Here is a 20,042-nt window from a genome sequence, read left to right as displayed (position 1 = left end):
GGGCGAAGCTCCGAGCGCCTCCGTGACAGCAGTCAGTGGGGGTGGAGGTGCTCGGCCGCGTGATCAGAAAATGGCATAGACCAATTGCGGCGTCAACAGTCCCGGTCAGTGCTCGGCAACGGCGCCACCGGCCCTACGCGCCGTCAACTCCCGGCGAAGGCGCGGCCGGGGCTGGACGTCAGTTGGCCTCGGGTTGCTCGGAGGGTTCGGACCAGATGTCCATCGGGATGGTGCGTACGCTGCGCCCGGATGGGTCGAGGATGCGGCCCATGCGTTTGACGAAGCGCAGGGAGACCGCCTGGTCGAGCACCTTCAGCTGGGGCAGAGCACTGGTGAGGCGCGCTTCGAGGCTTCGGGCGTCGGGCAGGGCGCGGAGCCAGACGCTGATGAGCAGGTTCGCCGTTCCCCCGGCGAGTCCGATGCACGCCCGGATCTCCGGGACGGCGGCCATCAGTGCGGTGAGGGAGTCCCGTTCGTCGAGGCGGGCCTGCGCCCAGATCGTGGTGGAGATCGGCCAGCCGCACAGGGGTTGGGCGACTTCGCAGCGCAGTTCGAGGTCTTCGTTGGCGATGAGTACGGCGAGGCGTTTGCGCACGGTGGTGATCCCCACGTCCAGTTCCTGGGCGAGATCCGTGAGCGAGGTGCGTCCGTCGGCGCCGAGGCGGACGCACAGCAGGCGGTCCCTGGGAGTGAGCGTCTGCGGTGTCGAGGGGGTACGGCCGGGGCGGGCTGCGGTCAGGGTGGCGCGCTGCCGGGGGTCCAGGGAGCGCAGGCGCCAGTCGGTGGCGTGCGCGAAGACATGGGTGCCGAGCTGGGTGCGGGCGGAGCTGATGCCGGGAAGCGCGCCGATCTGTTCCAGCAGGTAGCGGGAGAGTGCGGGCAGGGAGGGCACCGACACGGTGAGCAGGAGGTCCCGGCCGCCGCTCGTGTGCTCCACGGTCAGCACGTGTGGCCATTCGGCGAGGGTGTTGGCCACTTCGAGGGCACGGCCCGCCTGGCAGTCGACCTCGACGAAGGCCAGGTACCCCTGGGAGATCTGGGCGCGGCCGGGCTGTGCCGTGATCCAGGCGACCCCGGATTCCGTGAGCCGCGACCAGCGCCTGGCCACGGTGACGGGGTCGAGTTCGAGGGCCTGGCCGATCCGGGACCAGGGAGCCCGCGGGTCGATCTGCAACGTGTTGACCAGGGCGAGGTCGAGCTCGTCGAGTGGTGCAGATTCCTGCAAACGATCAGGCATGGGAGAAAGATCCTGCATATCTGGAGGGATTGTGAGCCGAGTATCCATCATCACTGGCAACAAGACGCCGAGCGACAGCGAGGTGAACGCCGAGGAAATGAGGATGCCGGTGTCGGTACGCGAGGACGCACGAAACCTGCACGGCGATCTGGTCCGCCTTCGGCGGGCCCTGCACGCCGAACCTGAACTGGGCCTGACGCTGCCCCGCACGCAGGACAAGGTTCTGGCCGCCCTGGACGGTCTGCCCTTGGAGATCACCACGGGCGAAGGGCTGACCTCCGTCACCGCGGTCCTGCGCGGCACCCGGCCCGGCCCCACCGTGTTGCTGCGCGCCGACATGGACGCGCTGCCCGTCGCTGAACGCGCCGACCTCGCGTACGCATCCCGCACTGAAGGCGCCATGCACGCCTGTGGCCACGACCTGCACACCGCGATGCTCGCCGGCGCCGCGCAGCTCCTGTCCGCCCGACGGGGCGAGCTGGCCGGCGACGTGGTCCTCATGTTCCAGCCCGGGGAAGAGGGTTACGACGGGGCGGGCCACATGGTGGCCGAAGGAGTCCTGGACGCCTCCGGTGAGCGGCCGGTGGCCGCCTACGCGCTGCACGTCACCTCGGCCGGCCACCCGAACGGGCTGTTCGCAACCCGCCGGGGACCAGTCCTGGCAGCCTCCGACCGCCTGCGCGTGACCGTCAGGGGCGCGGGCGGACACGGCTCGATGCCGCATCTGGCGAAGGACCCGATACCCGCGGCCTGCGAGATGGTCACCGCGCTCCAGACCTTCATCACCCGCAGCTTCGACCCGTTCGACCCGGTGGTCCTGACCGTGGGCGCCTTCCACGCGGGCACCGCCGACAACGTCATTCCCGACGCGGCCCGCTTCGAGGCAACCGTGCGATCGTTCTCCGCCGCCTCCCACGGCCGGATCAAGGACGGCGCCGTCCAGCTGTGCCGGGGCATCGCCGCCGCGCACGGCCTCGACCTCGACATCGAGTACGCCGAGCAGTACCCCCTCACCGTCAACGACGCCGTCGAAGCCGAGTTCGCCGCCGACGTGGTGGCCGACCTCCACGGGGAGAACCGGTTCGCGTGGGCACCCCAGCCGGGCACCGGCTCCGAGGACTTCTCCCGGGTCCTGGCCGAAGTCCCCGGCGCGCTCGTGGTCCTGGGCGCCTGCCCGCCGGACCGCGACGTCCGGCGCGCACCGTACAACCACTCGCCGCTGGCCGTCTTCGACGACCGCGTCCTCGGCGACGGAGCCGCGCTCTACGCCGAACTCGCCCTGCGCCGCCTGACCGTCGCCGCCCACGCCCTCCCTCTCACCCGCTGACCACGCCCTCCCCACACCGCTCGCCCCGAAGCAGCCCGTCCACGCTGCACTTCGCTTCGCCCCGCAGGAGCAACCATGCCTGACAGTGCATCACCCACCACCAGACCCCGCGTCTCCCGCACCCCAGCCGACCCTGCCAAGCCCTCACGCCTGCGCACCGTGATCGGCACCGGCGTGGGCAACGCCCTGGAGTGGTACGACTGGAACGTCTACGCCGTCTTCACCCCGTTCTTCGCCTCGCAGTTCTTCCCCTCCGCCGATCCGAAATCCGCCCTGCTGAGCACCCTGGCGATCTTCGCCGTCGGCTTCCTCATGCGCCCCCTGGGCGGACTGGTCTTCGGCCGGCTCAGCGACCGCAAGGGACGCCGGGCGGCAATGGTCGCCTCCATCACGCTGGCCGCCGCCGGAAGCCTGCTGATCGGCCTCGCCCCTACCCACGCCACCATCGGCGTGGGCGCCTCCGCCCTTCTGGTGTTCGCCCGGCTCGTCCAGGGCCTGGCCCACGGCGGCGAGCTCCCCGCCGCTCAGACCTACGTCGCGGAGATGGCCCCCCGGGAGCGGCGAGGGCTCTGGTCGAGCCTGATCTACATCTCCGGCACCTGCGGCATCATGGTCGCCACCGTCCTCGCGGCCGTCCTCGCCTCCTTCCTGAGTGACCATCAACTCCACGCGTGGGGCTGGCGGGTGCCGTTCGTCATCGGCGGACTCCTCGGCCTGTACGCACTGGTGACGCGGCTCAGGCTGGAGGAGACCGAAGCCTTCGAGCAGCAGGCCGACACATCGGACCACGAACACCACACCTCCCTGTGGCGAGGCTTCTGGGAGAACCGGGCGGCCTGCCTGCGCGTGATCGGCCTCACGCTGGGCGGCACGGTCGTCTACTACACCTGGGCCGTCTCCGCCCCGGCCCAGGCCATCTCCCTCAAGGGCATCGACGCGTCCGCCGCACTGTGGGCGGGAGTCCTCGCCAACCTCGTCTTCCTCGCCGCGCTGCCGCTGTTCGGCGCCCTCTCCGACCGCATCGGCCGCAAGCCCGTCCTGTACGGCTCCTACATCGGCGGAGCCGCCCTGGCCTTCCCCCTCAACTGGCTCATCCAGGACCAGGTCTGGCAGCTGGCCACCTCCATGACCATCGCCATGCTCTTCATGTCCGCCGGCGCGGCAATCACCCCCGCCGTCTTCGCCGAGATGTTCCCCACCCGGCTGCGCACGACAGGTGTGGGCTTGCCCTACGCGATCGCCGTGGCCGCCTGCGGCGGCAGCGCCCCCTACCTCCAGACCTGGCTGACCAGCACCGGCCGCGGCGACCTCTTCCTCGGCTACACGGTGGCCCTGCTACTCCTCGCCCTGGCCGTCGTACACCGGATGCCCGAGACGAAGAACACCGACCTGACGTGACACCGAACAACACCGCAGACCGAGGAGACGGAGCCCTACCGTGCCGAGCCTGACCAGCAGAGCGATGCCGACCCTGCTGAGGCTCCGCGGCGCCAAGAAGCTGTTCCAATCGGCGGACGCCGTCCGGGAACAGGTCCACGCCCGATCCCTGCGGCCGACCCGACACGCACCGCCGGCCGGACTCGAGCGCACGGTCGCCCTCACCGTCCGCCGGGTCGCCGGATGGCCCGTCTACGAGGTCACCCCGCGCGGCCACGACGCCCGCCGCCGGGCGATCTACCTGCACGGCGGCGCGTACATCAACGAGATAGCCCCCCAGCACTGGAAGCTGATCGCCCACATCGCCACCGAAACCGCCATCCGGGTCACCGTTCCGATCTACCCCCTCGCCCCGCTGGCGACCGCAGCAGAAGTCGTACCGGCCGTCACCGACCTGGCCGCCGAACTGCTCGAAGGCGACGGCGACACAGCCCCAAGCCTCATCGGAGACTCAGCCGGCGGCGGCATGGCCCTGGCCGTCGCCCTCCACCTGCGCGACCGCGGACTGCCCGGGCCCGCCCACACCATCCTCATCTCACCCTGGCTGGACATCACCCTCACCGACCCGCGCATCACCCTGCTCGAAGACCGCGACCCCTGGCTCGCCATCGCCGGAGCACGCTACGCCGGAGACCTCTACCGCGGTGATCTCCCCACCGACCACCCCCACGTCAGCCCCCTGCACGCCGACCTCTCCGGGTTGAACCCGATCACGCTGTTCAGCGGCACCCGCGACATCCTCAACGCCGACGCCCGACAACTGGCCGCCCGCGCCGCGGTCGCCGGCATCGACCTGGACTTCCACGAAGCTCCGGAGATGCTGCACGTCTACCCCCTCCTGCCCATCCCCGAAGGCAGAGCCGCCCGCACCACCATCTGTGCCGCGCTGCGGAGTTGACGCGCTCCTTCGCCGAGCGCCCGCCGTCGGCCGGCGAGCTGCGGGATCTCGTTCGTCCGGCCGGAACGGGACCCCTACCCTGCCGTGATTCGCAGCACGCCCTCACGGTACGAAAGCCGGCTGGTGGGTGGATCCGCCTCTGCGGTCGACGCTGGCCCGTGCTGGAGGTCGAAGCACCGGCCGCTGGATCGCAGTCCTATGTTCGTAGTCATCTATAGCTCACACGCCCTCACGGCGGGGCCTCCCGCACCGGCCTTGGCCACTCGCCGGCCGCAAGCAGGCCCCTCGCAACCGCGCGGCGCTCCTCGGCCGTGTTTGCGCGCGGTCCTCCAGGAGCGCGGGGCACCCAAATCCGCCTGCACCGAGAACGGCCGCAGCAGTGGAATCCGCACCTCAGGACCCGGCCCCGTGAGCAGTCGACGTCAGGCGATTCCCACCGATGTCCCGGGCGTCCTCAGGGGCTGTCGTGGTGTGCGCCCCGGTAGGGGGTGCGCCTGGGCGGCAGTCCGGCTTCGCCTTCCAGTCGGGCCAGGGTGAGCTGGAGCCAGGCGATGTAGGCGGCCGTGGAGGCGTAGCCGTGTTCGTGGGCGGCGAGGTGGAGTTTGCGGACCCAGGCGGTGTCGATGTCGGGGATGGGATCGAGGCCGAGGGTGGTGAAGTCCATCCAGCCGGGCTCCCCGAAGTGGGCGAGCCGGTAGTCGAGTTCGGTACGCAGCGCGGTGATCGCGTACTCCGGACCGAGTTGACCGGCGAAGAGGAAACGCAGCTGGAAGTCGGGGTCGGCCGGACGCGGTGACGGCTCGTACGGTGAGCGTGCCCAGTCCAGGAGTGCGTCGCGGCCGGCACCGGTCAGCCGGTAGACCTTGGCGTCCGGACGGCCTTCACGCGGGTCGAGGTCGAACTCCGCCCAGCCGTTGTCCACCAGGCGCGGAAGAGTGCGGTAGATCTGCGGCAGCTGCACGTCGTAGCCCAGGTACTTGCCTTTGCCCTCCATCCACTTGCGGATGTCGTAGCCGGAGACGGGCCGAAGGGCCAGCAGTCCGAGGATCACGTGCTCAAGGCGCATCGGCTGTTTCTTTCGAAGAGCGGTGGGTGCGGGGGTGTCGAGGCGTCCATGCTACCGGCCCGGGCTTGACGTGCCGGGCCACGTACCTATAGAACTCGGTATCTATCAGCGGCCCAGGGCGACGACCTGACCCGAGCCGCGTTCCGACGGGAGAGGGAGGTACGGGAGCATGCAGTTGCTGTTCTCCGGCCTGCGGACTCTTCTGGTGGAGCGCCGGCATGTCGATCTGCAGCGGGTCGCCAGCGCGCTGTGTCGACGCGATTCCTGAACACCCATCACTCACTTCTCTTCTTTCGACTCCGGGCCCACACTGAACCCGTGCGGGGCCCTGTTCAGGAGCGCACAGTGTCCACGCCCGATCAGAAGCTGTCCCGCCGTGCGTTCGGCGGAGCCCTCGGAGCCGGGGCGGCGGCAGCAGCCGTCGGCCTGCCCGCCACGGCCGCGCACGCGGAGGCCGCCGGATCGCTGGCCGCAGCGCAGGAGCAGCCGTTCCGCGCCGCACGCGGCCGCCAGTCCAAGCGGCCGAACGTGCTGTTCATCATGGCCGACGACATGGGCTGGGGTGACCTCTCCTCCTACGGCTCACCCCACATCAAGACCCCCAACCTGGACCGGCTCGCCGCCCAGGGCGTGCGCTTCACCGACGCCTATGCCGGATCGGCGACCTGCTCCCCAACCCGGCTCAGTCTCTACACCGGCCGCTATCCCGGGCGGATCAGGGCCGGCCTGGACGAGCCGATCCTCGAGGACGCCACGGCTGGGCTGGAGCCGACCCATCCCACCCTCGCATCGCTGCTGCGCGACAGCGGCTACGCGACCGCGATGATCGGCAAGTGGCACTGCGGCTTCCTGCCCGACTACTCGCCGACCCGGTCGGGCTGGGACGAGTTCTTCGGGAACTTCGCCGGGTCACTGGAGTACTACTCCAAGCTCGCCAGCAACGGCAAGTACGACCTCTACGAAGGCGAAGTCCCCTACCAGGACCTGCGGTACTACACGCGCATCCTCACCGAACGCGCGAGCCAGTACATCGAGCGCCGCCACGAGAAGCCGTGGCTGCTCAACCTCAACTTCACCACCCCGCACTGGCCTTGGATCGCCGAGGGCGACACCGAAGAGGCCGCCCGGCTGGAGAAGGCCGTCAGGTCGGCCAACACGGGCGTCGCCCGTCTCGCCCTCGCGCACCTGGACGGCGGCTCCCTGGACAAGTACCGGCAGATGGTCGAGGGCCTGGACCGCTCGGTCGGCGAAGTCCTCGACTCGCTGCGCCGCTCCGGGCAGGAGCGCGACACGGTCGTCGTCTTCGCCAGCGACAACGGCGGCGAACGCTACTCCCACAACTGGCCGTTCAACGGGGCCAAGTCCTCCCTCCAGGAGGGCGGCATCCGGGTGCCCACCATCATCCGCTGGCCGGCCCGTATCGACGCCCGCCAGGTCAGCCACGAATCCCTCTTCACCCCCGACCTCACCGCCACCCTCCTCGACGTCGCAGGCGCCCGCCCCGCCCCCGCCTTCCCGCTGGACGGCGCCAGTCTCGCCGGATACCTGCTGCGCGGCGAGGCCGCGCCGCAGCGCGACCTGTTCTGGCGGGTGAGGGGGGAACGCGCCCTGCGCCGCGGCCAGTGGAAGTACTACCGCGCCGACAAGGCGAAGAACCCCCTCTTCAACGGCCGCGACCAGCTCTTCGACCTCAGCCAGGACCCCAGCGAATGGGCCGACCACTCGACCCGCCGGCCCGCGCTGCTCGCCGAGCTCAAGGCCGCCTGGGAGAAGACCAACACCAGCCTCCTTCCCTACCCCACGCCGGCCTAGCCCGGCCGGTGATCCGGAGCCCCCATGCACCCCGACCCCAGCACCGTGCCCCTTCCCAAGGAGGACCAGGTGCCTGACCGGAGTGCTCCGGATCCGCCCGCTCCGGTGGCCGGGCGTCGTCGCGGACGGCTGCGACGACGCCTGGCCACCGCCCTCGCAGCAGTCCTCGTCCTCGCGACCTGCGCCGGGGCCGCCGCGCTCTGGGTACTGACCGGCAAGCTGCTCCAGCCCATCGACGACACACCGCTGAACACCCGCATCACGGCCGCCACCCCGAGCACCGTCACCGTGCCCGCGAACCAGGCAAGCCGTGCCCCCGGCGTCTACGGCCTCACCTGGCAGGAGGACGGCACCGGGCAAAGGCACTCGGGCCGTCTCGGGCCGGTCCTCACCCAGGACAGCCGGACCGTCACCCGTGAACTGACCGCCGACACCGTACCCATCGCGGGCGCCAAGGCGAAGATCACAGTCACCTTGTGGGCCACCGACCCCAAGCAAGCCGTCAGCCTGGACTACCAGGACGTCACCTACCCCGGCGAACTCGGCCCGATGCCCGCCTGGTTCGTCCCTGGCAGCACCCGCACCTGGGTCATCCAGGTCCACGGACTCGGCGCTGGCCGCTTCGCAGGGCTGGCCACCATGCCGAAACTGCACGAACTCGGCCACCCCGTCCTCGACATCACCTACCGCAACGACCCCGGCGCACCCCACGACCCGGACGGCACGAGGAAGTTCGGCGACACCGAATGGCGCGACCTCGACGCCGCCGTCCGCTACGCCCACGACCACGGCGCCGCCGCCGTCGTCCTCTACGGCTTCTCCATGGGCGGCGGCATCATCGAGACCTACCTCCAGCGCACCACCGACAGCAGCCCCGTACGCGCGGTCGTCCTCGACGCGCCCGCCCTCGACTACCGCGCCGCCGTCCACAACATCGTCACCGGCCTCCAACTGCCGGACCTCGTCGCCGACATCGAAACCCAGGTCCTCCAACTACGCTCCGGTGTGGACCTCGACGACATCGACACCCTGGCCGCCAACCGCCGCACCGGCGGACCTAGGCAGCCCGTCCTCGTCCTCCACGGCACCGACGACGCCCTCATCCCCTACACGAGCAGCGCCGAGTTCGCCCAGGACTGGCCCGGCATCGTCCAACTCGCCACTTTCCCCGGCGCCGGCCACACCGCCGCGTGGAACGCCGACCCGCTGCGCTACGAGAACCAACTCGCCGACTTTCTCCGGCAGTACGCCTGAGAGTGGGTGCATGCCCGTAGTGCCCGGGCAGTCGCCTCTCCCCGTCCAACAGGCTCGCCGCCGTGCCTCCTGAGCGGCGGTCAGTCTCCACTCCGTGCTTCTCACCGCACCTCATCGTCATCGCCGCCGTATGTGCACTGGTTGTGGAATGATCTCCCTTAAGGTCCATGTTTCCGCAGGTCAGAGGCATGCTCGAGCAGAGCTACGACATGGGCTGGCACGCAAGTTGCCTGGCTCAGGCTCTGCGGGCCGCGGCGGATCTGACGCCCGTTGGCCGCACAGGATCAGCCGTCAGCGCCTGCGGTCACCCGACTTACGCCGAGCTTCCAGCGCATTCCAGGTGCCCGACGCGAGCTTCGAGTTCAGCGGATAGGTACCAGCCATCGGTGGCGGGCGACATGTAGAGGCGGGCTTTGAGGCCGAGGAGGAGTTGGCGGCGCCCTTCCTGGTCGGCCTGGGTCCACGCGTCGGCGAAGGTCTCGCCGGTCTCGACGTCGATCCAAGCGGCAGGTCGCTGTGGAAGGGCGGCAAGGCGTCGGCGTTCGTCGACGAGGGTTTCGAGGGCTTCGGAGTACTCGTCGTCCCCGCCGGGGTAGTCGAACAGGCCGCGGCGCCTCTCCTCCCGGAGGTCCTTCATGGCCTGGGCGACGTGGTTCAGCTGCTCGGTGTGGTCCTCGCCAGGGATGAACTTCCGGACCGTCATGGGCAAGCAAGCCAGGCGCTCCACCAGCGCGGCGACCACCGTGGTCACCCGCTGCGCCTTGACGGACTGCCCCTTGCACGCCGGCTTCCCGGTCTTCCGCACACACCGGTAGTACTCGTAGACCCGACCGTTGCGGGCGTGGTTCTCCTGCCGGTACAGCCGGTCCCCGCAACGGTCGCAGTGCACCACGCCCAGCCACCGCGCAGCCCCGTTCGAGCGCTCCCTCGTCACCGACCGCTTGTCCATCACCGCCTGGATCGCCGCCCACTCCTCCTCCGTGGCCATCCGGATCGGCAGGCCCTTTATGTCGCGGGCGAGCTTGCGGGCCTTGGCGGAGCGGCCGGCCAGCTTGAAGCCCATCGTCGCCGGCGAGCGCAGGATCTTGCCGATGCTCGAGGCGTTCCAGTGGTTCGACGGCGGTTTCTTGCGCTTGCTCGAGTACGTCTCGCCCTGGTGCTTGAACACGTGCGTGGCGGGGGTGTCGAGGCCCGCCGCTTCCAGCGCCGTGGCAATCATCCACTGGCTCTGCCCCTCCAAGAGCAGCTTGCCCATGTAGCGCACCGCCTCGGAGGTGACCGGGTCCGGCTCCAGCGTCCGACCACCATCAAGCCGATCCACGATCCGGTACCCGTACGGCGGCTGACCCCCGGCCCACCGGTCCGTCTTCCGCAGATGCCTGTGCGCGCCCGCCACCCGGGCCTTGATCCGCTTGAGCTCCATCTCCGCGAAGATCGACGCCAGCATCAGGAACACCTTCGCCAGCTCGTTCCCGAACGTCGACTCCCGGCCCTTGCGGTAGTCCAGGGTGGTCCCGTCGTCCGTGAATTCCAGGACCTTGTGGTTCTCCTCCGCCCAGTGCGCTACATCCGCGCAGTCCTTCGCCGACCGAAACGCCCGGTCCACCTTCGCCCACACCAACGCGTCCCACTCCCCCTGCCGCTCGGTCAGCCACGGCCCCAGGTCCGGCCGCTTCCACGGCGTGACCTCAGCCGAGACGTCCAGGTCCTCGAACGACCCGACGATCTCCCACTTCTTCGCGAGCGCGTGCCGGGCGGCGGACTCCGCCTGGATCAGGTCCGACACCTTCCCCTCGTCCCCGTGCGTGTCCGACACACGCGCACCAACCACCGCCCGAACCCGCACCAAAGTCGTCATACTGCCCACGGGTAGCCCCCAACAGCCCAAGCCAGCCGACGCATCCGAACCACCCCCACTCGAACGGGTGGACGTTTGTAGAAAACGCGTCGTTCCGCTGGCGGATCGACTACCTGATGGCCACCCAGAAGCTCGCGGGCTACCTGCACAAAGGCTTACGTCGAGCGGCCCGCCTCCCACGCCGAGCGCTGGTCCGACCACGCACCCGTCACGGCGGTCTTCGACCTCAGACAACTCCCGTAACGCTGACGGAAGATGGAGAGCGCCCGTGAGACCCCTCGGCCGCAACCACTTCCGGGGCAGGGCAGAACCCGGGCGCTCTCCTACCCATCACCACACCGCACGCCACACCGGCGAAGGTCACACCGTCCGCGCCGCAGAGGGCAGACGCCGACAGGGGAAACGACTCGATTTGTAAAAGTCGGATGGGCCGGCCGTGGTCCAGGCTGCCGACACCGCGCAGAAGAGCGTGGCGTGAAGGTCTACGTGGTGAACGCCGCGACGTTCAACCGCTCCGACGCGGTCCTGGCCGTCGGAGGCGCCGGGACCCTCATCGGGGACACCCCGGTCACGGCGGAGCAGGTGGGCTTCCGGGCCGAGGAGGGATCGGTGGCGGCCCTGCTGCGGACCCTGCGCGCGGCGCTGCACCTCGACAACGGCGGGATGCTCGGGCTCGCCCAGCACGGCAGCACGGTCAGTGCCGTGCTGGCCATGGCGGAGGCGATGCTGCTGGCCACAGTGCCCGGCGCGGTGGTTCTGGCCGACGATTTCGGCGACCAGCTGGACGCCTCGGCGACCGAGCACCTGGCCACGCTGCTGCGGACCCGCTCCGCTCAGGTGTGGCTGTCCACGCGGCGCCCGGAGGCGGCGCGGGCGTTCGAACCCACGGAGGTGGTACGCCTGGTGCGGCACGGCGGTGTCCGCTCACACCACCAGTTCACCAAGATCACGACCGCAAGGCGCTGAGCGCAATGCGGCAGTGGCACACACAGTTGCTGGCTGCGTTGACGGCGCCGGTGGTCGCGATCACCGAGGGACCGCACGACGTGGCAGCGATCGGCATGGTGGACCGTCACCGGCCTCCGGCCCAGCTTCCCTTGTCCGCCCATGGCGTCAGACTGGTCGCCGCCGGCACCGGCGGTGACGGGGGGACCAGCCAGATCCCTCGTATCGCCGACCTGGCACGGCAGCTGGGGTTCCGGGTCCTGGTCCTCATCGACCGCGACCGCGACAACCAGCAGACGACGGACGAACTCACCAAGATCCAGGCCTCGTGCGACGTGGTGCTCCGGCTCCCCCTGGGAGCGGCCATCGAACGCGCCCTGGTCGAGGGGCTTCCCCTGCCCGAGATCGCCGCCGCCAGCGCAGCGCTCACCGAGTACAGCATCCCCGACCCCATGAGCGGGGCGCCGGACAAGTGGGCTGTGTCCAACCTGTGCAAGGTGATCCACAAGCAGGGGCTCCACGAGCAGTTCCTCGAGGCTCTCTACAGCGACGGCAAGGCGCAGCATCCATCGTTGATCCTCAACGCGCTCACCGAACTCGCCCGGGCGGCGGACCCCGCGTACGGCGGCCCGTAGGTGATCGACCTGGCGCTTCCCAGCCAGCCGGCGGCCTCCTTGATGACCTACGAGGCACGCAAGGACCAGCAGGACGTCATCGACAGCACGGCGCCGGTGGTACTGGTCACCGGCGGCGCGGGAACGGGCAAGACAGCCACCGCCGTGGCGGCCGCCCGCGCGCATCTGAAAGCGTCCGGCCGGGACTTGGGACTCCTGCGCCAAAACGCTGCCCGCAGCGGGCAGCGCACCCAACTTCCGGCCGCTACCCGGGTGCTGTTCCTGTCGTTCTCCCGTCCCGCGGTCGCGCAGATCATCGACCGCGCCGCAGGGGTGATCGGTCCGCTGCGCCCGCGACTGGAGGTGGCGACCTTCCACGGCTTCGCCTGGAGGATCATCAGCAGCATCGGCGCCCACCACGGCTTCCCTCCCCCGCAGTACGTCCTCAGTGAGGCCAACCGGCTCGTGCCTGGCGCCCCGCCCGGACTCACCTACAACCAGCTGATGCCCGCAGCCGCCGAGCTGCTCACGCTGCCCAAGGTGAGCGAGCACTACGCCGGCCGGTACTCCCTGGTAATCTGCGACGAATTCCAGGACACCGACGCCACCGAGTGGGAGTTCGTGCAGCAGATCGCCCCCGGGGCACGGCGGATCCTGCTGGGCGATGTCAACCAGAGCATCTTCCAGGGGAGCTTCAAGCCCGGCGTGGACCCCGCCGCACGGATCGCGGCGGCCATGGCCCATCCGGGTGCGGTGCGGATCGACCTCGAACCGGCCAGCTACCGCGCCCCCTCCGGCGTCCTTCCGGCCGCGGCCGAGGCCGCGCGCACGCGCGACTTCAGCAACCCCGCCTTCGGCGTGGCTGCATCCCATGGCCGCCTGGCCGTCACCCGGTACACGAGCGGCTCCGGGTACGAACAGGTCATCGATCTGACCCGGGCTGCACGCGAGAAGGGGCACACGGTCAGCGTCTTCACCCACACGAACGTCGCGACGACGGCCTTGTCGGATGCCCTCACAGAGGCCGGCCTGGCCCACGAGCAGATTGGCTTCACCGAGGCGCATGCCGAGGTGCGCTGTCCGCGCAACTGGCGCTGCTGCAGTACGCGCTGGGCGATGACGACGCACCGGTCAGACGGGCCCTGGCTGTTTACGTCACCGCCTGCCTGCGCAGCAGGAACCTGTCGGAGCTGGCTCGTCAAATGCTCAACCGCTCAAACACGGTGCTGGAATCCGCATTGTCCGACCTGGCGCGAGACCTGCGCTCCGCCGGGGGCGCCGGACCGGACATCGCGCGTCTGGCGGAAGTCCTCACGGGGGCATACGCCCGTATCGGCACCTTCCGCGGACAAGAGTCGTGGCTACAGGCAGCGTCCGAGACCCGGCGCGCCCTGCTTCTTCTCGACGAAGGACTCGGAATCGACGCCGTAGCCGCCCGACTGCGGGAAGTCCACGACGAGACCCTCGTCGGCTACACCCGGCCGCGCCCGCACCCCATCCAGGTGATGAACCTGCACCAGAGCAAGGGACGCGAGGCCGACACCACCATCCTTCTTCTCGGCGACGACGAGTACTACGGCCCCGAAGGCGAACCCTTTCCGAGCGGTTCCCGGCTGCTGTACGTCGTCATGACCCGCGCCCGCGAGCAAGCCCACCTCGTCGTTCCGGCCCAGACCCACCCTCTGTGGGCTCCGCTCATCGCCGCCTTGGAGTAGGCGACAGGGCAGCAAGCCCACCGCACGCCCACTCCACACTGGCCTGGATCGCGAGCATGTTGGCGACGAGGAAGTCGCGTTTGACGGCGACGGCGTCGATGCCGTCGTCGAGGCGCCCTTCGCGGTGCTCGCCAGCGCACACCAGACCCCGGAACAGAAAGCCCCATGGGTGGACGCAGCGGTGTTGATCTTGGTGCAAAGGAGACGCGGTGAATCTGCCACCAAGAAGCACAGGCAGCCGTCCCCAGAAGCACAGCTTCCCGTTAACGCTGACAGACAATCAGAATACCTCTGAGCTCGGCTTTTCTCGGATCGACGCCAGTGGCAGCCAGACTGTGCTTCCGGTGATAGTTTCACTGCGCCCCACATAAGCCAGGCAAGGCGCCATGCCCACCCCGCGTACCGCGATCACCACGTGCTGCCAGCACACCGCCCACCGTCTCGGCATGGGCCTTGGCGGTTAGCCCGCCCCCATCCGCATATCTCACACACCATCGGATACAGCCACCGCTTCAGGTTCATCAGGCACTTCGCCCAGATTCACCTTGATGAGCCGAGGTCAGAAACGCCTCTGGCAGGGTTGTGCCTCAGCAACCGAGGGGTCAGAGCAGGCGCAGCGACATCACCCCACTGCGGGTGCGCACCAGGACGTGGTGCTCGTCACTGATGAGCAGACCCGTGATCCACGAGCCGATGTGAACGGTCAGACGGCAGTCGGACGAGGCACTGTCGAAGACTCGCAGCCTCCGGTCGGTGTCCGCCGTCACCATCACCAAGCGGTCGTCGACCTCAATGGCAGCCAGATGGCGCGTACTCAGGCTCGGATTCGACCACCGGTGAAGTTCATCCCCCTTGAGGGCGTCGAGGACGACCAGGGGCCCCTCCGGCTCGGCGAAGCACAACACGGGACTGCCGCACCACCAGGTCAGCAAGCTGAGCTCCGAAACCCGAGCCGCTGGGTGTGAGTGGATGGTAGGAGTTCGGGTGCCGTCGTACTGAATCACCGATCCCCCAGCGGCGAGCAGGAGGCCCAACTCCCGCTTGGCCAGAATGGAGAAGGAAGCCGATACCGAGAAGTGGCCATCTCCGTCGAATACCCTGCAGACCAACTTGGGCCTGCTGTCCCAGAGTTCAAAGCGGTCAAGGAAACAGCACACGAGAAACTCCTGACCGTTCCAGGGAATCAGTTCAGCGCCCAGGGCAAACCTGCCGAGGTCGCCAGTCATGGTGACGGCTTCGTCCGTCGCAGCGTTGTACCGCACCAACTTTCGTCTGCCACGCGGCATCGGTGGACCGACCAGCACAGGGGGCAGGTCTGGGTGTGTGGCAAGCCTGCCGCCGGTCAGGCGCACCGATAGCCCGGTGCCCTGCGCTCCTGTTGCCGGATCCAGGAGCCGCAGGCCGGTCCGTGTACCGAGCAGAACATGCTGCCGCCCGTCGATCCTGGTCAGTGCGAACGGAACAGCTTCGGGGTCGGAGACCGGGCTGCGTTGCCGGTACCGGTCCTCCACTACAGCAGTCGGCTCCCACACCTGGATGAACGTGGCCAGGTCGTCGACGGTGACCACGGCGGGACGAGTGGTTGACTCCAGAGGTAGGACTTGGCGGTACGCCGACTGATCGACATCGACCAGCGCCCGAGGGTGACCGGCAGCGTCGACGCTGCGCAGTCGGCAGTCGTTCCGGTTGTACCAGTAGTGCGGTCCATCGTCCCGGAACGCCATCGCAGCGCCTCGTACTATCGCATGCACCCGCATCGTCCGGATCCGCCCCCGCTGCGAGACGACGGTTCCACCGCGGTTAGACGCCAGATGCGACAGGACCACGTGCACGGTCCCGTTGTGCACGCGCAGTTCCTGAATCTCGTGCTCGCGATGACTGAGCCGGTCCGTCCGGCGGGTTCTCCCGGTGACCAGGTCTACGGACCACACCTCCAACTCGGCGTGCTGGGTGTGATTGCGCCCCCAGCCGACGGCTGCGATAGCGACGGTCAGTTCGCTGCCCTGACAGGCCGCTGCCACCCGCCGGAGGTGCGGGGCGCGACGGCTCGGGAAGGTCGGGTCGATCGTGCAGATGGCCCGGCCGGCAGCCAGATCGACCACCTCGATCCGATCAGGCTCGAGCAGGACACCTATCGGACCATCTGGGCCGGCGGACATGGCGATCTCGACCGCCCCGGTCCGCAGAGCAGGGCCGAGGGGCCTACCGGTATCCAGGTCCCATCCCTGTGCCTGGCCCTCCCCTAAGGTCATGACCAGCGGACCATCGCCGTCGTGCGGAACCGTGAGTCGCACGAACCAGCCAGGAACCGGTGCCCGCACTGCCACGCCGGAGGCAAAGTCCCACACTTGCACGCCCTGCACCAGGCCAGCGGTCACAATCACCGTCTGCCCATCGAGGACCCGCTCGGCGGCGCCCGTCACGGAGTGAGGCGACCAACCGATGGTCCGGTGCGGCCGACTGGGCAGCGCCCACCGAGTGCCCCAGCGGCGGCTGGGCACCCGCGCTCGGACGGCAGCCGCGAGCGACCGTGCATCGTGTTGGACGGCGGCCAGTTCCAGGAGCGCTGCTCGATCTGATAGTTCGTGGGTACCGAGCAGCATCGCCGCACTGGCCTGATAGACCCGCCGCGCAGCCAGTGCCGATGACGAGCGCACCGAGTCCAGGGCTGGCAACAGAGCTGCATGATCAGCTGCTAGCAGGAACAGCGGGTCCGTGGCCAGCTCGTCCAGCAGCCCGGCAGCTGCCGCGTGAGTGGCCAGATGAGCGCGGATGTACGGGTCAGCCGCCATCCAGTCCGGGCCGGTGCCGTCAAGCGCGGGTGGGACCAGCGCCACGAGCGCGCGGCTCAGCTGGGCCTGGGCATCCTGTGAGGCAGCGGCCCGCAGTTCGTCGGCGAAGGCCTCGTGGTACAGCCGGTAGACCGAGCGGCCGAGTGGATCGAGGGCTTCGGTCAGATAGGAGCCAGCCGCTGCCACCAGCTCCGCGATCTCCTCACCCCTGACCGATCTGCCCAGGACGGACGAGGCCAGAGCCGGCCAGACGGTCCCCCACGGCAGACCCCGGCCCTGGGCGAAGGCGATCGGGGTCAGCATTGCGCGGGCGGTGCGCTCGTCCGGGCCAAACTGCTCGCGAAGCGCCCAGCTGATGACCGCACCGAGGCCGCCGCTCGGCAGCTCGACCGGCGGCGCGCTGGGCGGGCGGTGGGCCAGGGTCCGGGCCATCAGCCGGACGGCCAGGTAGTTGCCCTCGGCCTGGGTGGCGACCTGGGCGGCCAGTGACGGGTTGAGCGGCCGGCCGTGGCTGCCAGGACCATCCGGTGCGGTGAGCAGCAGTCCTGCGTATGCGGCCAGGTCTTCCTGGGGCGCCCACCGCGGGTCGTCCAAGTCCAGGACCCAGAAATCGGGGCCGGCCAAGTCGACCAGGTGTGGGCGAGTACCTACCAGTAGTCGTACGGATGGCATTGCGGCCAGCGGACGTAGCAGAGAGAACAGCAGCGGCCGCACCTCTGACGGGACAGCCTCGTCCAGGCCGTCGATCATGAGGTCGAGCGGCTCTCCCGACACTGCAATGGCGGACAGCACGTCTTGCAGCGTGCGCGGCGCAGGCAGGACAAGGTGGTCACCGAGCAGGTCTACCAGGTCGGCCAGCGTGAGATTCCGGGCCTGGAAACTGACGGTGATCGCGCCGTCCCGGGCCAGGCGGGAAAGCAATGCCGATTTGCCGACGCCAGGGGAACCAGTGACCAACACGCCGTATTCGGGGTGCGACAGGCGTCCACGGCGAGCCAGCCATTCGCCGAGCACGGTGAGAGCTGCTGTGCGGCCGGTGAAGTAGTCGTGGCGTCGCGGCGATTCGAAGCGGTACCGGTTAGCCGGGGAGGGTCGTTCAACGAGCACACTCGCAGGTGACTCCAGCTCCGGCACACGCGACCCTGCTGCTGACAGCTCCGACCGCTCGTTCGCCAGCAGGCGCTCCAATTCGAGCACCCGCTGTGCCCACTCCGACTCTCGCCGAGCTGTCTGGCTTGCCCATGCCCGCTGCTCGGCCAAGTCCACTTCGGGCGGCAGGTCCGGCACGTGCCGAGGATTGGGCATGAAGGCGAATGTGCCGTCCCCGGACATGTAGTACTCCGCGCGCTGCAGTGCGCCACGCGCCAAGAGCTCGCTGTTGACCCGCCTCACCACCTCTTCCAGTGCGAGCCTGGCCTGTCGTGGGCCGCCCAGGCCCGGGTCGGCCACCGCAGCCGTCAGTGCCTGGGCGAACAGCCCGTCTTCGGCCTGTTCCCGCGGGCGGGCGGCAGCGATTACCGCGAACCCGTCCAACGCCGCGGGGCCGCCGGCTGCCAGTCGGAGCGTCAGGTCGCGAGCCAGTGCCTTGACTCCCTGTGTCGCACCGAGCCCCGCGTAGCAGGTGTCGATCACCACCAGCAGGTGGCGTACGCCGCTGCGCCCGAAGAGAGTGACCAGATCCTCAGTCTCAAGTGCGAGGTCCGGATCGCCGAACTCACTGTCATGGCAGAGCAGATAGTGGTGGCCGTCGTCGCTGCGCTCGCCGTGGCCACTGTAGTAGACCACCAGTGCGTCCCCGCTGTGCGATTCCGCACGCTTCCAGCGGATCAGGCGTTCGAGCAGCTCGTTCCGGTCGAGGTCGAGCAGGCGCAGTGCCGACCCGTACTGCATGCTGGCGAACACCTCGGTGACCTGGTCGAGGTCGCCCGGGACATGCGGCAGTTGTTCGATCTCTTCGTCACGGTAGCGGGCGGTGCCGGCAGTGATGACGAACCGGCGGGCCACCTCGGTCACCCGTGCAGTCCCGCCGCGATGGCCGCACCGGTCTCCACGGCAGTCAGGTGGTGCTCGACCGCGTGGGCCTGCCAGCCGTTGTCCACCAAAAGGTCGGTGACCTGGCTGCTGCCGACAAGTGGCGCGAGTGCCTTCACCAGTGCGACCACGTCATAGCGGTCACAGATGTTGGTCCAACTCTCGGCGCTCCCCGGCCATGTGATCAGCCCGTCCACTGGCGCCGGCAGTAGCCGCTCGCGCACCAGGTGCGGGATGCCCAGAGGCGACCCCAACGTCACCAACGTTCGCACGTTCCACTCGGGATGGGCGCACAACGCCTCATAGGCCACCACCGACCCAAGGGAATGGCCGACGAGCACCCGGGTGTCGGAAGTGACGGCGGCGGCGATCTCCGCCTGGACCCGCCCACGCAAGGCGGGGTCGTTCAGGTAGCGAGTCACCTGGCGTAGCACACCGAGCATGAACTGCTCCCCGACGCCGGCCAGGAACCGGGACTGGCACACGGCGTGCAAGGCGTGTTGGACGGTCAGCGGAGTGCGTGCCTTCAATCCAGCCCGTCCGTTGGCGGCCGGCACCCGGTCCGGTTCCTCGTTGGCGGCCGACTGCCACAGCGCGGCTAGCAGCGCCTGTTCGTCCTCGGTCAACGCATCAGGGTCATGCCAGGTCTCGCCCTTGCCGTTTGAGGGTCGGAAGACATGGCCGTAGAAGGCCACCGCCACGTCCTCGGCGGCCAGCGACGGGCCTCCCGCAAGACGCACCCCGTCGGCTGCAGCTGCCGCAATCCCGCCGTGCATCGTCCTCGGCCCCAGATACTGCTTGGCGATCCCGTGCACGAAGACCACGGCTGCCAACGTCCCACCCCCACGGTTGAACTGATATCTACGCCAGGCTACTGCGCTCCTCGGCCAGGCCACGGACGCCGGTCGGCCGGCAGTGTTCTACACCGACGTCACGCTCGACCCCGAGCTATGGGACTTCGACGGCACCCACCAGATCATCGTCGGCGCCCCGCTGTGGGTGCGCATGGCCAGTCCACGTGCAGGACACCATGATCGTGTTGCGAGCTCTCAGCGA

15 protein-coding genes are annotated in these 20,042 nt (G+C 69.2%); 10 read left to right on the top strand and 5 right to left on the bottom strand.

Annotated features, from left to right (window positions below; translation table 11 throughout):
- Nucleotides 1-178 precede the first annotated feature (178 nt).
- Nucleotides 179-1,237, bottom strand: coding sequence for an AsnC family transcriptional regulator (locus tag ACIGZJ_RS14610; RefSeq protein WP_396457518.1), 1,059 nt, complete (start codon nucleotides 1,235-1,237; stop codon nucleotides 179-181).
- A 109-nt stretch (nucleotides 1,238-1,346) separates the two neighbouring features.
- Here ACIGZJ_RS14610 and ACIGZJ_RS14605 point away from each other — a divergent pair, with 109 nt between their 5' ends.
- From ACIGZJ_RS14605 to ACIGZJ_RS14595, 3 genes are all read left to right on the top strand, one after another.
- Entirely contained in the window at nucleotides 1,347-2,564 is a 1,218-nt protein-coding gene (locus ACIGZJ_RS14605) for a M20 family metallopeptidase (RefSeq protein WP_396457663.1), read from the top strand.
- A gap of 75 nt (nucleotides 2,565-2,639) precedes the next feature.
- Entirely contained in the window at nucleotides 2,640-3,962 is a 1,323-nt protein-coding gene (locus tag ACIGZJ_RS14600) for an MFS transporter (RefSeq protein WP_396457517.1), read from the top strand.
- A gap of 40 nt (nucleotides 3,963-4,002) precedes the next feature.
- Nucleotides 4,003-4,899: an alpha/beta hydrolase fold domain-containing protein gene (locus ACIGZJ_RS14595; RefSeq protein WP_396457516.1), complete on the top strand. Its 897-nt coding sequence runs from the start codon at nucleotides 4,003-4,005 to the stop codon at nucleotides 4,897-4,899.
- A 454-nt stretch (nucleotides 4,900-5,353) separates the two neighbouring features.
- Here ACIGZJ_RS14595 and ACIGZJ_RS14590 read toward each other — a convergent pair whose 3' ends face one another.
- Nucleotides 5,354-5,965, bottom strand: a complete 612-nt coding sequence (locus tag ACIGZJ_RS14590) for a PadR family transcriptional regulator (RefSeq protein ID WP_396457515.1) — start codon at nucleotides 5,963-5,965, stop codon at nucleotides 5,354-5,356.
- A gap of 169 nt (nucleotides 5,966-6,134) precedes the next feature.
- Between ACIGZJ_RS14590 and ACIGZJ_RS14585 the strand changes: the two genes are divergently transcribed.
- The 3 genes from ACIGZJ_RS14585 to ACIGZJ_RS14575 all read left to right on the top strand — a co-directional run bounded on the left by ACIGZJ_RS14585 (nucleotide 6,135) and on the right by ACIGZJ_RS14575 (nucleotide 9,031).
- Nucleotides 6,135-6,233, top strand: a complete 99-nt coding sequence (locus ACIGZJ_RS14585) for a putative leader peptide (RefSeq protein ID WP_396457514.1) — start codon at nucleotides 6,135-6,137, stop codon at nucleotides 6,231-6,233.
- A gap of 77 nt (nucleotides 6,234-6,310) precedes the next feature.
- Nucleotides 6,311-7,777 (top strand): sulfatase, encoded by a 1,467-nt coding sequence (locus tag ACIGZJ_RS14580; protein ID WP_396457513.1) that lies wholly within the window; start codon nucleotides 6,311-6,313, stop codon nucleotides 7,775-7,777.
- 69 nt (nucleotides 7,778-7,846) lie between these two features.
- The gene (locus ACIGZJ_RS14575) at nucleotides 7,847-9,031 is read left to right on the top strand and encodes an alpha/beta hydrolase family protein (protein WP_396457512.1); all 1,185 of its coding nucleotides are present in this window, start codon (nucleotides 7,847-7,849) and stop codon (nucleotides 9,029-9,031) included.
- Between the two features lie 313 nt (nucleotides 9,032-9,344).
- On the opposite strand, the gene ACIGZJ_RS14570 is transcribed toward ACIGZJ_RS14575, so the two are convergent.
- On the bottom strand, nucleotides 9,345-10,847 hold the full coding sequence (locus ACIGZJ_RS14570) for a recombinase family protein (RefSeq protein ID WP_396457511.1): 1,503 nt from the start codon (nucleotides 10,845-10,847) through the stop codon (nucleotides 9,345-9,347).
- 516 nt (nucleotides 10,848-11,363) lie between these two features.
- On the opposite strand from ACIGZJ_RS14570, the gene ACIGZJ_RS14565 reads away from it, so the two are divergent.
- From ACIGZJ_RS14565 to ACIGZJ_RS14550, 4 genes are all read left to right on the top strand, one after another.
- Complete coding sequence (locus ACIGZJ_RS14565) at nucleotides 11,364-11,855, top strand: hypothetical protein (RefSeq protein ID WP_396457510.1); 492 nt, start codon at nucleotides 11,364-11,366, stop codon at nucleotides 11,853-11,855.
- Nucleotides 11,856-11,860: 5 nt separating this feature from the next.
- Nucleotides 11,861-12,469, top strand: coding sequence for a hypothetical protein (locus ACIGZJ_RS14560; protein ID WP_396457509.1), 609 nt, complete (start codon nucleotides 11,861-11,863; stop codon nucleotides 12,467-12,469).
- Entirely contained in the window at nucleotides 12,470-13,879 is a 1,410-nt protein-coding gene (locus tag ACIGZJ_RS14555) for a UvrD-helicase domain-containing protein (protein ID WP_396457508.1), read from the top strand.
- Between the two features lie 74 nt (nucleotides 13,880-13,953).
- Nucleotides 13,954-14,163: a hypothetical protein gene (locus ACIGZJ_RS14550; RefSeq protein WP_396457507.1), complete on the top strand. Its 210-nt coding sequence runs from the start codon at nucleotides 13,954-13,956 to the stop codon at nucleotides 14,161-14,163.
- A 602-nt stretch (nucleotides 14,164-14,765) separates the two neighbouring features.
- On the opposite strand, the gene ACIGZJ_RS14545 is transcribed toward ACIGZJ_RS14550, so the two are convergent.
- Together ACIGZJ_RS14545 and ACIGZJ_RS14540 are read right to left on the bottom strand one after the other, a co-directional pair.
- Entirely contained in the window at nucleotides 14,766-18,968 is a 4,203-nt protein-coding gene (locus tag ACIGZJ_RS14545) for a caspase family protein (protein ID WP_396457506.1), read from the bottom strand.
- The gene (locus ACIGZJ_RS14540) at nucleotides 18,965-19,810 is read right to left on the bottom strand and encodes a hypothetical protein (protein ID WP_396457505.1); all 846 of its coding nucleotides are present in this window, start codon (nucleotides 19,808-19,810) and stop codon (nucleotides 18,965-18,967) included. The genes ACIGZJ_RS14545 and ACIGZJ_RS14540 overlap by 4 nt, the downstream gene beginning before the upstream one ends.
- Nucleotides 19,811-20,042 lie beyond the last annotated feature (232 nt).

It is taken from the genome of Kitasatospora sp. NPDC052868 (assembly GCF_044547105.1).
GTDB lineage: Bacteria > Actinomycetota > Actinomycetes > Streptomycetales > Streptomycetaceae > Kitasatospora.
The sequence above is the reverse complement of the archived record's forward strand: the minus strand, read 5'-3'. Positions and strand labels throughout refer to the sequence as shown.